The organism is Gemmatimonadaceae bacterium (assembly GCA_036003045.1).
Lineage (GTDB): Bacteria > Gemmatimonadota > Gemmatimonadetes > Gemmatimonadales > Gemmatimonadaceae > JAQBQB01.
This window is the reverse complement of sequence record DASYSS010000037.1, coordinates 66,130-81,147: the sequence shown is the minus strand read 5'-3', so window position 1 is coordinate 81,147 and position 15,018 is coordinate 66,130. Positions and strand designations below refer to the sequence as shown.

General features: G+C 65.1%; 13 protein-coding genes. 3 read left to right on the top strand and 10 right to left on the bottom strand.

Features of this window, described 5'->3' with window-relative positions; genetic code table 11:
• Positions 1 to 137: 137 nt before the first annotated feature.
• Positions 138 to 533, bottom strand: coding sequence for a VOC family protein (locus VGQ44_09285; protein ID HEV8447004.1), 396 nt, complete (start codon positions 531 to 533; stop codon positions 138 to 140).
• A 170-nt stretch (positions 534 to 703) separates the two neighbouring features.
• On the opposite strand from VGQ44_09285, the gene VGQ44_09280 reads away from it, so the two are divergent.
• Together VGQ44_09280 and fusA are read left to right on the top strand one after the other, a co-directional pair.
• Positions 704 to 952, top strand: coding sequence for a hypothetical protein (locus VGQ44_09280; protein ID HEV8447003.1), 249 nt, complete (start codon positions 704 to 706; stop codon positions 950 to 952).
• Between the two features lie 36 nt (positions 953 to 988).
• Positions 989 to 3,097 carry an elongation factor G gene (gene fusA / locus VGQ44_09275; protein HEV8447002.1) on the top strand — a complete coding sequence of 703 codons (2,109 nt, stop codon included), beginning with the start codon at positions 989 to 991 and terminating at the stop codon, positions 3,095 to 3,097.
• Between the two features lie 36 nt (positions 3,098 to 3,133).
• Here the strand turns inward: fusA and VGQ44_09270 are convergent, their stop codons facing one another.
• From VGQ44_09270 to VGQ44_09255, 4 genes are read right to left on the bottom strand one after another with little or no spacing between them, the layout of a single operon-like run.
• On the bottom strand, positions 3,134 to 6,859 hold the full coding sequence (locus tag VGQ44_09270; GenBank protein HEV8447001.1) for a carboxypeptidase-like regulatory domain-containing protein: 3,726 nt from the start codon (positions 6,857 to 6,859) through the stop codon (positions 3,134 to 3,136).
• Between the two features lie 39 nt (positions 6,860 to 6,898).
• Positions 6,899 to 7,675 carry a PDZ domain-containing protein gene (locus VGQ44_09265; GenBank protein ID HEV8447000.1) on the bottom strand — a complete coding sequence of 259 codons (777 nt, stop codon included), beginning with the start codon at positions 7,673 to 7,675 and terminating at the stop codon, positions 6,899 to 6,901.
• A complete protein-coding gene (locus VGQ44_09260; protein HEV8446999.1) occupies positions 7,666 to 8,028 on the bottom strand; it encodes a hypothetical protein in 363 nt (120 codons plus the stop codon). The genes VGQ44_09265 and VGQ44_09260 overlap by 10 nt, the downstream gene beginning before the upstream one ends.
• Complete coding sequence (locus VGQ44_09255) at positions 8,025 to 8,582, bottom strand: RNA polymerase sigma factor (GenBank protein HEV8446998.1); 558 nt, start codon at positions 8,580 to 8,582, stop codon at positions 8,025 to 8,027. Before VGQ44_09255 ends, VGQ44_09260 begins: the two co-directional genes overlap by 4 nt.
• A gap of 325 nt (positions 8,583 to 8,907) precedes the next feature.
• On the opposite strand from VGQ44_09255, the gene VGQ44_09250 reads away from it, so the two are divergent.
• On the top strand, positions 8,908 to 9,954 hold the full coding sequence (locus VGQ44_09250; GenBank protein ID HEV8446997.1) for a hypothetical protein: 1,047 nt from the start codon (positions 8,908 to 8,910) through the stop codon (positions 9,952 to 9,954).
• A gap of 90 nt (positions 9,955 to 10,044) precedes the next feature.
• Here VGQ44_09250 and VGQ44_09245 read toward each other — a convergent pair whose 3' ends face one another.
• From VGQ44_09245 to thyX, 5 genes are all read right to left on the bottom strand, one after another.
• Positions 10,045 to 11,235 carry a KamA family radical SAM protein gene (locus tag VGQ44_09245; GenBank protein ID HEV8446996.1) on the bottom strand — a complete coding sequence of 397 codons (1,191 nt, stop codon included), beginning with the start codon at positions 11,233 to 11,235 and terminating at the stop codon, positions 10,045 to 10,047.
• Positions 11,228 to 11,809, bottom strand: coding sequence for a GNAT family N-acetyltransferase (locus VGQ44_09240; GenBank protein HEV8446995.1), 582 nt, complete (start codon positions 11,807 to 11,809; stop codon positions 11,228 to 11,230). The genes VGQ44_09245 and VGQ44_09240 overlap by 8 nt, the downstream gene beginning before the upstream one ends.
• Before the next feature lies 1 nt (position 11,810).
• A complete protein-coding gene (locus tag VGQ44_09235) occupies positions 11,811 to 12,893 on the bottom strand; it encodes a hypothetical protein (GenBank protein HEV8446994.1) in 1,083 nt (360 codons plus the stop codon).
• Positions 12,890 to 14,056 (bottom strand): hypothetical protein, encoded by a 1,167-nt coding sequence (locus VGQ44_09230; protein ID HEV8446993.1) that lies wholly within the window; start codon positions 14,054 to 14,056, stop codon positions 12,890 to 12,892. The genes VGQ44_09235 and VGQ44_09230 overlap by 4 nt, the downstream gene beginning before the upstream one ends.
• 173 nt (positions 14,057 to 14,229) lie before the next feature.
• A complete protein-coding gene (gene thyX, locus VGQ44_09225) occupies positions 14,230 to 14,988 on the bottom strand; it encodes an FAD-dependent thymidylate synthase (GenBank protein HEV8446992.1) in 759 nt (252 codons plus the stop codon).
• Between the last annotated feature and the right edge of the window lie 30 nt (positions 14,989 to 15,018).

Sequence of the window (15,018 nt, the reverse complement as noted above, 5' to 3'; positions counted from 1 at the left end):
TACCTTGTCAGAATGAAGCGGGGCGGCCCAATGGGCCGCCCCGCTTCGCGTTTGGGCGGAGGAGTACGGAGGCGGGGTGCGGCGAACTGGAACGAGCGCGGGGGCGGCTCTTCACACCCCGCCACGCACCCGCGCTCTCAACTCTTCATCTGCACCAAGTCCCACAAGTTTCCATAGAGATCCTGGAAGACGGCGACCGTCCCGTACTCTTCCTCCCTCGGTGACCTCACGAACACGACGCCCTTCGCGATGTACGCGTTGTAGTCGCGCCAGAAATCATCCGTGCGCAGGAAGAGAAACACGCGGCCGCCCGTCTGGTTGCCGATGCGCGACGTCTGTTCCGGACCGACGCCGCGCGCGAGCAGCAGGCGCGATTCCGCGGCGCCCGGCGGAGCCACGACCACCCAACGTTTTTTCTGCTCGGGCACGGGCCGGTCTTCGACGACCGAAAAGCCGAGCACTCCTACATAGAAGGCGAGTGCCTCGTCGTACTCGCGAACGACCAGAGCGACCAGCCCGATCGATTGCCGCATTGCGGGGTACCCATATGAAAGGGGCGTGTCCGTTCAATTTCGACGGGCCCTAGCCACCTCGGCAGGTCAAAAGTTGACAGTTGAGAGCGCCGCGGTACGGAGGGCAGCCTGACCCCCTTGACGCGCCCGGTCTCCGGGAAGCAGTGTCACGGAAACAGGTCCGTCACGGAATGACCAGGCTGTCCGCCAAGAGCACCCCCCAGCGCCCGAGTAGTACCGTCCGCGTGTTCGCCGACGCGATTGGAAGACTATGGAGCGCTGCCGCGAGCGGCGGTGTCCTCGTCTTCAACTGCGCCACTGAAACGCGCCAAGCGGCTCGGGCCATCGCCGTGGAGCTCTCGACGCTCGACGACTCGATCACCGACGACGCCCTGCGAGCGTGGCTCGACCAAGCCCCGCGCATCGGAACATTGTTGTAGCCCACCGCGCTGCGGTGGGCGGGAGACTCGACGCGTATGAGGGAATACAAAGGGTCGGAGATCCGCAACATCGCGGTCGTGGGACACGGGGCGAGCGGCAAGACCAGTTTGGTCGATGCGCTCGCCTTCGTGTCAGGAAGCTCGAAACGGCACGGTTCGGTGAAAGACGGCACCGCTCTCACCGATCACGCCGCCGAAGAGATCGAGCGCGGCTACTCGATCAACCTGGGCCCGGCGTTCGCCGAGTGGCAGGACACCAAGATCAATCTGATCGACACGCCAGGATACCTCGACTTCCAGGGCGATGCGGTCGCCGGCCTGGCCGCCGCCGACGGCGCGCTCGTCGTCGTCTCCGCCACGTCGGGCGTCGAAGTCGGCACCGAGAAGATGTTCCGCGAGGCGGTCGCGCGGCGCGATCCGGTGCTCTTCGTCGTCTCGATGATGGACAAGGAGCACGCCGACTTCGACCGCATCTACCAGCAGATCAAGACCCGCCTCTCCAACAAGGTCATTCCGGTCGAAGTGCCGGTCGGCCAGGCGCACACCTTTCACGGCGTCGTCAACCTCTTCACCAAAAAGGCGCATCAGTTCAAGAAGGGCCTCAAGACCGGCGAGTACGAGGAAACGGAAGTTCCGGACGAAGCCAAGGAGATCTTCGACCGCTACTACGCCGAGCTGATCGAATCCATTTCGGCCACCGACGACACGCTGCTCGAGCACTATCTCGAGGGCACCGAGATCGCGCGCGAGGAAGCGATCGTCGCGATGAAGGAAGCGATGAAGCGGATGGAGCTCTTCCCGCTCTTCGTCGTGTCCAACGAATTGAACTACGGAATGCAGGCGATCCTCTCGACGATCGTCGAGCTGATGCCGAATGCGTTCGAGATGGAAGAGCTGCACGCGTTCAAGGGCGCCGAGGGCGACGCGACCGTCGAGATCCACGCCACCGATACGCTGACTCCCGTCGCGCACGTGTTCAAGACGATGTCCGAGCCGCACGTCGGCGACGTGACCTTCTTCCGTCTCTTCTCGGGCGTGATCAACAACGGCGACGAGTTGTACAACGCCACGCGGAGCGGGGTCGAGAAGCTGAATCACCTCTCGATCGCGCAGGGAAAGGAGCGCATCGAGATCCAGACGCTGCACGCCGGCGACATCGGCTGCGTCGCCAAGCTCCGGAACACGCACACCAACGACACGCTGTCGACGCGCCAGCATCCGGTACGCCTTCCGCTGGTCGCGTTCCCCGAGGGCGTGATCTCGATGGCAGTCCATGCCGCCAACCGCGCGGATGAAGAAAAGCTTCAAGCCGGTCTGCATCGACTCCACGACGAGGACCCGACCTTCGAGGTGCACTACAATGCCGAGACGCACGAGACGATCGTGTCGGGACTCGGCGAGCGGCATCTCGAGGTGGGGATGTCGAAGCTCAAGCGGAAATTCAGCGTGACCGCGGAGCTGTCGAAGCCTCGCATCGCCTATCGCGAGACGATCAAGGGCAAGGGCGAAGGGCAGGGGCGCCACAAGAAGCAGTCCGGCGGCCGCGGCCAGTTCGGCGACTGCTGGGTGCGATTCGCGCCGCTGCCGCGCGGCTCAGGCTACCAGTTCGTCGACGAGATCGTCGGCGGCTCGATTCCGAGGCAGTACATCCCGGCGGTCGACAGGGGTATTCAAGAGGCGTCCGTCCGCGGGATCCTCGCCGGATACCCGTTGGTGGACTTCCAGGTCGAGGTGTTCGATGGCTCGTATCACACCGTCGACTCGAACGAAATGTCGTTCAAGATGGCGGGCATCCTCGCGTTCAAGGCGGTGGCGCCCAAGTGCAAGCCGACGCTGCTCGAGCCGCTCGACGAGCTCGAGATCGATACGCCCGACGACTACATGGGCGACGTGCTGGGCGATCTCTCGTCGCGGCGCGGACACATTCTCGGCACGGAGCCGGCCGACGGCGGTACACGAATCCGCGCGATCGTGCCGCAGGCAGAGTTGCACGGCTACGCGAGCTCGATGTCGTCGATGACGCAGGGACGCGCGACGTTCAGGCGGCGGTTCAAGGGGTACGAGGAAGCGCCGCACGAGACGCAGCAGAAGATCATCGAGGAGTCGGCGAAGGTGAAAGACGAGGAGTTGGCGACGGCGCATTAGTCGGTGGACCGGTGGACCGGTGGACCGGTCCACCGGTCAGTAATTCGGGAAAAATCCCGCCACCGGCCGGATCGTCTTCAATCGATTGATGTCGAACGCCGAGCGCAGCGCCGGCGGGAACTCGTTGATCTGCTCCGGACTCAAGATCTTTCCCGCATCGCGCATCCCCTCGAGCGCGATGTCGAACATCTTCACCTGAACGTCGAGCACGCGCGCCATCACCTCCGACCGGCTGTACGACCCCGGCAGCGCGGCCAGGTACTGCACCAGCGGATTCAAAATCGAATCGCCCTGCGCCGTCACGCGGCGATCGAGCGCCGTGAGTTGCTTGAGCTGGTCGTTCGACAGGAACGAGAGCGAGTCCTTCGCCTGAAGCACGCCGTGCACCGCGTTGAACACGCCGTTCGAGACGCGATTCCGGATCTGCTGCGGCGTCAACTTATCGCCGCCGTTCGACCGACCCGGTGAGAGCACCTGGTCGACGATTTGTTCCAACCCGGGGCGGCCGAGCTGCAACCGCGCCTCGAGCGTGATCAGGAATGGCGCGCGGACCCCGGTGCGGCTCGGCCGCGTGTCGCCGAAACGAGGATTCACGCTGTAGAGATACCGCTGCTGCGCCGGATCGAACCCGCGGACGAAGAGCAGCGTCGGATCGGACGCTGCCGGCTGTCCCCAGCCCTGCAGATGCCCGGAACCGTGCAGCAGCTCGTCGAGACCCGCCGGAACGTTGGTCAGCGAGAGCGAGATCTGTGCGCGGTTCTGCAATCGGAAGAGCTCAGGATTGAGCGAGGCCACGGCGTTCATCGTCGCCGTCCAGGGACCTTCACAGCTGTTCCGCCCCGCGATCGCGCCCGCTTGGCGCAGCAAGCAGTCGCGAACGCGACTCGGCGCGCCGGCCAAGAGCGACGCCATGCCGTGCTGCACCGCGGTGTCGCTCGTCGCCGAAGGGAACACGAACGCACGGTCGTTCGCGAAGCCATCGCCGTTGATGTCGGCGCTGACCACCGGTGTGAACGGCAGTCCCGACGTAAGCCTCGCCGTCGTCGCGACCGAGAACAACGACCCGACTCGAGTCGAGATGGACGCCGTGATCTGGTGCCGGAAATCGCTCGTCGCGCGGCCCCAGGCGAGATCGCGCGGATCACCGGCTGTCGATCCGTTGAATCCGCGACTCTGCTCGCGAACCGACTGAAAGACGTACGTCACGTTCCACTGCGTGAAGCGTCCGAGCTGATCGCCCGGCGCCGGATAGACGTTGAACACGATCTGGCTCGAGTGCGACCGCAAATCGGTGCGCAGCGCGGATACGGACCCGAATCCCGTGTTCAGTCGAGAATCGTGGTTCGTCAGCTCGCCGGAGGGCGGGACGATGCTCGAGGCGTTCGCGTAGACCGGCCGTCCTGCTTCGCTCGCCAACGTGAATCCCTGCGCGCCGGAGAAGTTTCGGTCGAGCACACCCTGTTGGCCGAGGTTGAGCGAATAGAGTCCCTCGAGGCCGAAGCGGACGAGCTTCGGGATCAGGAACGTGTTGATTCCCAGACTGCCTCGCCACGCGTGTTGTGGCGAGAATCCGCGGTCGACGAACCAGACGTTCGGCTTGCTCGCCGCGAAGGGCGATTGCGCACTCGTGTCCGCGCACTGGCTCGGGATCGTCGCCGCGTTGGTCTCGAACGAGCTCCAATCCGGAGCGGGTACGGCGGATCCCACGCACTGAACCTGATGGACCGCGTCGGCCGAGCCGTTCGCGAGCAGCGCCGGCGCGATCAGAGTCGGCGCGACGTCGTTTCGGAAAAGACCGATGCCGCCGTGCACGTTGCCGCGCGGAGCGCCGAAGCCGGGAATTCCGGTCGTTCCGTTGTAGCCGAACTGTCGGAAGAACCCGATGCGCGGGCTGATGTCTATAGGAGTGGGCGCATAATCGGTTCTAGCACCGAACGCCGAATCGATCGCGGGATTGTAGGGCGCATGGTCGAGGAACTGGTTCGCGTCGACGCGAATGCCGTACATGATCGTGGCGCGCGGAACCGGACGCCAATCGTCGCCGATCGAGAATGCCTGCGTCAGTGCGCGGCCCGACGCTTCCTGATTCACGAACGAACGGGTGAAGCTGCTCGGCCGGTTTGCGCCGAGGTCGGCGATCGAATTGTAGAAGTACGTCCCGCGAGAGTTGCCGTACTGCTCCTGGCTGAAGCCGTCCTCGCGCGCGTCGACCGTCACGCGAACGTGGTGCGTTCGGTCGACCGACAACCAGGTCAGCAGATCGTAGAACTCGGCCCCTGACGTTCTCACGTGTCGGGGCAGGGCGGAGTTCGCTCCGAATTGGAGAGTGCTCAATCCCTCGGTTCCGTCGGCGAACTGCGACGTGACGAGGACGCGCGCATCCGGAATCGTGAGGTAGGGCGTACTGGACGTCGTGTTGAGGTGTGCTCCCAGGCGCGCGTTGTTCAGAAAGTTGTTCGGGAGGTACGCCGCGAACTCGGCGAGCACGTCGCCACCGTTCGTCGCGATGTCGCCGCCGTGGCCAGGCGCCGCCGTTGGGCCGAGAAACGCCGCCGCCGAGTTGTTGTGACGTGCCGAAACGATCAGGTCGGCGCTCCGATCGGGCGGCCCCTGGGCGCTGGTCGAAAGCCAGTCGATGCGTCCGAGTCCGGAGACGTTGTCGATGGTTCGCTGCGAGGGCACGAGCGACACGGAGACGGGAAGCTGAAGGGCGCTCGCGGCGCGGAGCGCCTGCGACACCGAATCCTGCGCGACGCCGATGCGCTCCCATGCCAGGGGGTCGCTCGTGAGAAGCGACTGCAAGTCGCTCGTCTTTCGGCCGACCTGGAGCGACGTGCTGTAGAACAGGTGATCCACGACGATCGGACCGGCGGCGGCTCCGCTGATCTGCGTGTTCGCGTATGGCGCACCCAGCCTCCGGCCGGCGGCGTCCGTGAACTGGAACGACCGTTCGTCGAGCGTCGCATGGAGCAATCGCGTGTGGAAGTTGCCGCCGGGGTAGGTGAGGACGGACAGTTGTCCGCCGCTGAAGCCGCCGCGGGATACATCGTACGTGATCGGCGTGACACGGACGTCGGCGATCGCATCGCGCGGTACGTCGCCACCGCCGAAGCTCAACCCGTTCATCGTGACGCGATTCTGATCGCCGGACAAACCCAGTACGGAGAAGCTGGGGATGCCGGTCGTGGCATCGGTCGAAAGCGTAATGCCTGGAATCGACGAAGCCATTGCCGCAAGATTGCCCTGATCGGCAACGGCAATCGCACCGCCGAAACCGTCGATGAAGCGGTCCGCCTGCGCACCGGCGCGGTCCTGCGCGACCAGCTCCGGCGCGGCGCGGGGTCGTTGCCGGGCGACGACCTTCATCGTGTCGAGCACCGCGGGATTCGCGACGAGCGTGACGTCGACGATGATCGGCTTGCGAGGCTCACCGCGCTTCGCGGTCGTCTCGGCGGGCTTCATGCCGATCGCCGTCACACGAATCGCATAGTTGCCGGTGCCTTCCTGAACGGCGAGCAGCCACCGTCCCTCGACATCGGTCCGCGCGTTCTGCGGGGGCGTGCCCTGCGGCGCTCCCACGTTCGTCACGCTCACAACCGCGCCGCGCACCGGGCCGGCGGGTCCGGTGACGTGGCCGGCAAGGACGTCGCGCTGGATGTCCTGTGCACGGAGAGACGTCGCGAAGAGCGTCGCGACGGCGGTTCCGGCGACGATTCGAGTGACTCGTCGAGTCGCGTCGACGAAAGCGTGGCGTGTGATCACGGGTGTGCCCTGAGAGAAGATCGAATATCAGATCGCGCTTCAGTTCGTCGGAGGCGTGCCTCCCAGCCGGCCGCGACCTCTGCGCAGGATGCCGACGGGTGAGTCTCCGGAAAGGCGGATGACCGTGTTGCCAACTCTCAGAATCGTCGCGCCGGTGGAGTCGGTCGATTCCACGACGCGCGCGTCGCTCCACACGTCGACGCGGGTATCCCGAGCACGCGTCGTGAAGTTGGGTGCGTTGGCCGCGGGCGGCTCGACGAGACTGCCGCCGCGTCCTCCGCCCCGACCCACGACGATATTCACGTCGACCGTCTTGCCGGCGCGATCGAGAGAGAAGCTCGCAGTGTCGCCCGCGCGGAGCTCGCTGAATCGCCGCGAGCCTTCGTCGGTCGTGATCGACATTCCGTCGACGGCGAGGAGCACGTCGCCTTCGCGAATTCCCGCGCGGTCGGCGGCGCCTCCCGGCACGACGGCCGCGACGCGCGGGTATTCGTCGTAACGCCAGACGGCCAATCCACCGCCGCGCGCGGCGCCGACGAATTCACCGCGCCCGCGTCCCGCGGTCCCCCCCTCCCCCGAGCCCCCGCCACTCATTCCGCCGCCGCGGCCGACGGCGCCGCATCGCGTACACTCCAAAGCAAAACCAAAGAGCATCGGTCGCGGTCCGGCGGACCGCGCGGCGCCGCTTTCGAAGATGCCCCGCCCCCCCCAGCCTGCCTGGCCGCCGCCGCCACCACCCCGACCATTCTGCGCCGAAGACGTCGTCGCGACACCGGCGATGAGCACGCCGATCGAGATGCCTCGTGTCAGTACCATACGACGTGCCTCGTCGCCGGAGCGGGCTGTGGTATCGAGTCGATCGGCGCGGCACCCCGATTCGCGGCAAACGAGACGGGAATCGTCGTAGCCGGCACCGGTTTGCGCTCGGCCGCCGAGTATCCGACCGCCGCACCGGCGGCGAAGACGGCTGCCGCGGCGACCAAACCGCCCACGACCAAACCCGTCGACGGCGTGCGACGTCCGAAATATCCGCGCTCGCGAAGCACCCGCACGGTTCGTCGCTTGAGCTCAGCCGGAGGAATCCGGTGCGCGCTCAGCGCCGCGAATCGCGCGCACTCCTCGGCGGTCCATTCGTTCTCGTCGAACGGTCGATCCTCATTGTCGATCATGTCGTCTCCTCGATCCTCGGCGACAGCCGCGCGCGTACGGCGCGTCTCGCCTTGAACAGCTGTGCCTTCGATGTCCCGGCGGCGATTTGCAGGCGCTCGCCGATTTCTTCGTGCGTGAATCCTTCGATGTCGTGCAGCACCAATACGGTCCGGTAGCCGTTGGGCAGCGACGCGATGGCCGTCTCCAGATCCAACCACACAGCGGCGTCGTCGTTCTCGTCGAGCGCGACGTCCACGTTCGCGTCGAAGTCGAGCCGCCGCTGCTTGCGGACGATGTCGATCGCGACGTGCGCCGCGATGCTTCTCAGCCACGATCCGAAGTCGCCTCCGCTCACGCGGGTGTCGAGCGACGCGATGGCACGGACCCACGTCTCCTGCACCGCGTCCTCGACGTCGGCGCGAGAGCCGCCGAGTATTCGCCACGCGGTCTGGTACGCCCGCGGCGTGTGCCGGTCGTACAGAATCCCGAACGCGCGCTCGGCGCCTTCGCGCCCGCGCCGGACGGCGCGAGCGAGATCGTCGTCAGTGACCGATCTGCCGAGGTCTTCGAGCATCGTTGTCAGATAGTCGCTGGGCGGCGCGAAAGGGTTTGCCGGCTCCCACCGCCCGCCTCAGAAGGTCCATGGCGGGCGCGCGATGGGCCAAGGTAGCCACCGCTGACCCGGCCGACGTGACGCCGCGCGATTCCCGCCACCGTCGCGTGTGGTTCGGAGAGAAGAATGTTCTGTCGTCTCGCGATCGCCCAGCATTAGAGGATCTTGTCTCTTCGTGCCAGGCAAGCCCGGAGTGATGTCGGCTTTGGAAACCCAGCGCCGTGCTACGGAGTGATCCCGTTGCGAACCTGACTCACCGCGGGGCACGACTGCCTGGAGGATTTCCGTGAAACTCGAGCCTGGATTCAATTTCGTCGACCTCAGCTCAGTGGGTCAGCCGATCGGCCAGTCAGCAGCGACCGCGATCAACGACGACGGTCTAGTCGTCGGATCGTACACGGTCGGGGGAATTTTCTCCGGCTTTGTGTGGGACACGAAAGCCGGAGGCGACCCGATCGTTGGAATCGGCTACAACGATCCCGCCGCGCAGAAACTCCTGAGCAACAGCGCGTACCTCGGCACCCGCCTCCTCGACGTCAATCACGAGCGAATCGTCGGCCGAATCGACTTCAAAGGCAATCCGATGGTCAGCTTCGCCTTCTGGATCTCGGTCGCGGCCGCGCAGAATGGGTCGGGCACGGCCGATTTCAACGTTCTCAAGCCGCACCCGGCCGACCTACCGACTTCACTCGACAACTTCTTCCACGCGCACGGCGTGAACGACAAGAACCAGATCGTCGGCATCTACAAGGACATGGCGTTTCTTGGAGCGAACGGAAAACCCCCGGGCACGGTGGGCTTCGTGTTCACTCCGGAGGCGAATAGCGCCGAGCCTTGGGGCGGAACGTTTCAGGCGATAGCGCCTGTGCAGGGCGGCCAGTTTACCCAGCTCTTTGGAATCAACAACCAGGGCGAGTTGATCGGCGACAGCGGGGTGTTCGCGAACGACGGCAGCATGAGGACGTTCGCCTACGTGTGGCCGGCGCAGAATGGCAACGCGATTCGAGCTCCCGAACTGCTGCCAGTTGTTCTCGCTGCGGGAGGAGCGCCGTTTGCCATCGGACACAAGATCAGCAACAATCACCGAGCGGTGGGCGAGGCGAATCAGGCCGTTGGCAACGCCGGCGGGCCGGCGAGTGGTTGGCAGGCGTCGCTCAAGCCACCGCCACAGGCTATCGTCGCCGGCTTCCAGGCGATCAAGGACGGGGTGGCGTATGGGAGTACGAGCGCCCTCGGGCTGAACGATCCCGGTTTGATCGTCGGATCCGCAACGCTGAATCCGGATCCCGCCAACCCGGGCAACGGATCGGAAGCGTTCGTCTACGTGCCGTAGTTGAAAGCGGTAGCGGCCTCTCCGGGGGTGGCCCGGCGAAAAAAAACGCGGCGAGCATCGCTCGCCGCGTTTCTTCGATCGAGATTCGACTCAGGTGCCCGTTTTTCGCTTTCTCGCGATCTTGCCGACGCGCTTGACCGCGTGCTTCCGCTTCTTCGTGCCGACCTGGATCGGGACGATGTCGGATTGGGCCGCCGCCGCGTCGCCACATGCCGACGCCGCGATCGCCGGTTGGCGCGGCTGTTTGTACACGTATCGCTCGCCGGCATAGTTCCGGAAAACGACTTCGTCCTCGTTGATCTCCTCGACGTATTCCGGTAGGAGCGGCACCTTGCCGCCGCCGCCCGGCGCGTCGATCACGAAGTGCGGCACCGCGAGGCCCGACGTCCAGCCGCGGAGTGCCTTCACGATCTCGAGACCCTTCTCGACCGTCGTACGGAAATGCTCGCCGCCCGCCACCTGGTCCGCCATATAGATGTAGTAGGGTCGGACCCGCGCCTTGAGCAGCTTCTGCATCAGCTCTTTCATGATTGCCGGGTCGTCGTTGACGCCGCGCAGCAGCACGGTCTGACATCCCAGCGGCACGCCCGCGTCCGCCAACCTGGCCAGCGCCGCGATCGTCTCGGGCGTCAGCTCGGCCGGATGGTTGAAGTGGGTGTTCATGTACACAGGATGGTACTTCTTGACCATCTCGCAGAACTCGGGGGTGATGCGCTGCGGCAGGTGCGACGTGATCCGGCTGCCGATGCGGATGATCTCGACGTGCGGGATCTCGCGCAGTCGCTCGAAGAGGTACTCCAGCCGCCGATCAGAAAGCATCATCGGGTCGCCGCCCGACATGATCACGTCGCGGATTTCGGTGTGCTGCCGGATGTATTCGAACGCCGACTCGTATTGGTTGAGCGGGATCTTCTCGGGGTCGCCGACCTTTCGTCGCCGAGTGCAGAACCGGCAATACGATGCGCAGACCGGGCTGACGAGGAACAACACGCGGTCCGGGTAGCGGTGCGTGATATTCGGGACCGGCGAGTCGCCGTCCTCGTCAAGCGAGTCGATCACGCCGTCCACGACGTCGAGCTCCGCGACCGTGGGCACGTATTGCTGCCACATCGCGTCGCCGACTTCCCCGATCGTCGCCAGCGAGTTCGGCGTGATCCGCATCTGGAAGTTGTCGAAGGCGGGCTTCAGGCCGTCGACGTCGATGACGTCATCCCCGAATCGCTCGGCGAGCTTGTCGAGCGTGTCCACGCCTGCGTGGAGAATCTTTTGCCAGTCACTCATTGCGCGACGACTCCAAGGCTCGGTCGTGAAAGTGCGCTGCCCGTTCGTGCTGTGGCTGCGTGAGACGCTTCGTGTAGATCACGCGAGAATCGCCGGGTGCGTAGAAGTCGGCGATTCTCGCGACGACGGTGTAGCCGTGCGCGTCGTAAAAGCGTCGGGTGGGCGCGTAATCGTCGCGAGACGAGGTTTCGACGACCAGCAATCGCGCTTCCCGTTGACGTAGACGGCGTTCCACTTCGTCAAGTAACTGCGATCCACCGCCGCTTCCCTGAAAATCGGGGTGCATGGCGATCCAATAGAGGTCGTACGTGCGATCCGTTCCCGGCGTCGATCCATAGCACACGTAGCCGACGAGTTGTCCCCCTCCGTCCGCCGCGAACGATCCGACGAATTCGTAATCCGCGACGCCGTCGCCCACGTCGTACGGCGCGCGTGTCTGACCGACGGCGAACGTTTCGTCGAACAACTCGAGTGCCACCGCGACCTCTTCTTCACGAAAGACCGTCGTCGCGTAGAGAATGTCGCGAATGCGATTCCGATGCCCGCGCTGAAGAGCGCCGAGTCTCACGCGCATGTCAGTGCGGGTCGCTGGCCGTGAATGCCGAGCCGACGTCGCCGAAGAGATCCAACTCGGTCGGTTCCGGCTCGAGCCCAGACAACTGATTGACGAGCGCCCAATTCTCCTGCGCGACCTTCACGCGTGACCGCTCCAGCCCCAGCTCGCAGACGGTGCGGATCAGGGCGGGGTATTCCATCCCCGCGACCTGCGCCATCGTCGCGAACCCCGCGTTGTGCATGATGTCCGGGTTCGCGTTCACCTCGAGGATCCACGGGCGGCCGTCCTGGTCGATCCGCATGTCGACGCGTCCGTACCCGAACCCGTCCACGATCTTCCACGCCGCGGCGGCGACTCGCCGAACCTCGTTCGCGACCTTGGCCGGCATCTTCGCCGGGCATCGCGGAACGGCGGCGAGGTCGTCTTCGCTCCCCGTGACCCACTTCGACTTGTACGTGACGATGCGCCAGCGGCCCGGCGGCGTCTTTCGGAAGTCGATCTCGGAGATCGGCAGCACCGTTTTGCCGAGGATGCCGACGTTCACCTCTCGGCCGTCGATGTAACGCTGGACGATGACCTCGGGCCACAGCTCGAGCATCGCCTCCACGCGTTCGGCGAGCTGGCGCGTGTTCCGCACGACGGATCGCTGTTCGACGCCGAGCGATGCGTCTTCGGCGGCGGGCTTCACGATGGCTGGGAATCCGACGCTGACCAGCGGGTCGCCGCGCGAGATCGTCGCGAATCGCGGGATCGGCAGCCCGGATTTCTCGAGGATCGCGTTGATGAGGGGTTTTCGGAGGCAGATCGACGTCGTGTAGCTCGACGCGCCGGTGAACGGGATCTTGAACAGCTCGAGCACCGAGATCACGGAGGATTCGAGCGTGGCGACGCCGTCGATGCCCTCGCACATATTGAAGGCGAGGTCGAACTTGCCCCGGCGCACTTTGTCGATCCACTTGCCGTCCTGGTAGACGGGGATCCAAGTGACGGTATTGCCCTCGGCGACGAGCGATCGCTCGATGTCCTCGGCGGTGCCGATGATCAGGCGGTCGGGGTTGGCCGCATACGCCGATGCACCGTCGAGGAGGAGGGCGACTTTCATGCGACCAGGGTTGCGGTTCGCACCGGCGTCCGGACTGACACCGGTGCGTCGAGGTGGACGCCGGTCCGGTCCGCCGCTGCCGCGAGCGCGCTCTGAATGAGCGCGTCGTAGCTGAGTCCCGCCGCGCGCGCCGCTTTCGGCAGGCACGAATTGTCGGCGGGGTTGGGGAGGATGCCGGGGAGCGGATTCACCTCGACGATGTTCGGGGTGCCGTGCTGGTCGAGCCGTACATCGATGCGCGACCAGTCACGACAACCCAGGATGCGATAGGCTCGGAGCACCACGTCTTCGACCGCGTGCTGGAGCCGCAGGTCGACCCGGGCCGGACACTCGAACATGTCGAGCGGGCGGTCCGGCGTGTCCCAGACCCATTTGGCTTCATATCCATAGATAGGAAGCGCGCCGGCGGGGAGAGACCCGAAGTTCATGCCGACCAACGGGAGGACGCGCGCCGTTCGGCCGTTGCCGAGGACGCCGCACGTGAACTCGGCGCCGGGTAGGAAGGCTTCGGCGATGACGGGTTGGTCGTAGGTCGAAAGGAGGAATCGCGCCGTGGCTTCGAGCTCGTCGCGCGTCCGGACCAGGTTTCGCTCGGTGATTCCTTTGGACGACCCCTCTTGCACCGGCTTCAGGAACATCGGCGCGTCCGTGGTCGGTCGCGGCGCCAGCGGTGACTCATGGGAAAGCAGCGACGCCAAGTCGCTCTCCGATTCGATCATCGCGAACGGAGCTGTCGCGACGCCGTGCGCACGGAGGACGTCCTTGGTTCGGGCCTTGTGGAGACAGAGAGACAGGGTGAACGGGTCGCTGCCGGAGTAGGGGACGCCGAAGAACTCGCAGATCGCCGGGACGTGCGCTTCGCGGTTGGGACCGTGGAGTCCCTCCGCGATGTTGAAGACGATGTCGGGGCGTTCGGTGCGGAGGCGGTGGGGAAGGTCTTCGTTCGCTTCGATGCGAATCACGTCGCCGAAAGGCGAGAGCGCGTTAGCGACGGCGTCGATGGTTTCTGCAGCGTCCCATTCCGCATAGACGTCATCGTGCGCCGGAATGGGACTGGGAGGGTCGTCGCTCGAGCGCGACTCGTGACGAGGCGCGCCGGCGATCCTTCCTCCTACGGTTGCCTTCTCAGGTTTTTGGTTGTACGCGAACCCGATGCGCGTCATCCCGTCCCTGGTTGTCGTCCTCTGGCGTCGTGCAGGCCAGACTCTCGACCGGCGAGAAGTGCGTCGTGTGTTTCGCTTTCCTGACCGACGCGAGGGCGCAAGACAGATGCCGACAATTCCTCGTCAGTGAAAATAGGAGCACATTTTTTTTCGCGCAATGTTTTTTTTCGCGATCAGACCTTGTGATACGCGATGCGCGCCGCTTCTCGACGATCGTCGGCGGCGTAGATCTCGAAGTCGGAGAAGAATCCGGGCGCTTCCGTCCGCAGCAATCGCAGGAGCGCGACCGCGCACCGACGGATCTCCAACTCCGCGCCCTCGCTCGATCGCAGCTCGAGCATCGTACGCCATGCGCGCGCGTTGGCGGTGACGACGATCTTGGTCTCGGTCGCGTTCGGAAGCACGGACCGCGCCGCTTCACGCGCCATTTTGCGTCGATGCACCTTGTCGGCGACCCATCCGTATCGCTCCATCAACTGCGCCACGAGCTCCACGTAGCGCTTCTGCGCGGCCTCGGTCTGCTCCCGCCACGCGCTCTCGAGCGCCGCCTCGCCGATGATCGCCGGTGGAACGACGAAGCTCGCTTCCGACTCGTCGACGTACCGCTGCGAGAGCTGCGAATACGCGAATCCCGCTCGGTGACGCACCAACTCGTGGGTCAGCGAACGGCTCACGCCCTCGAGGAGAATCGAGTAGTTCGCGTGCTCCAGCACGCTCCCGTGTCCCTGCTTCTTGATGTTCTCGAGGTACTCGCGCGTCTCCCGCTTGGCCGGATTGTGCTGACTCATGTAGCACAGTCGGCCGGCGAACTCGGCGAGTTGTTCGCCGCCGGTGCTCTCGCCGATCCAATTGATGGGAAGATGGTCCGGCATCGTAAACGCCGGACGGGCGAGAAGGGTGACGACGGGTTCGGCGTAGTAGCGGGTCGGCATGATGAGCGCGAAATCAACGGGATCTCGCCG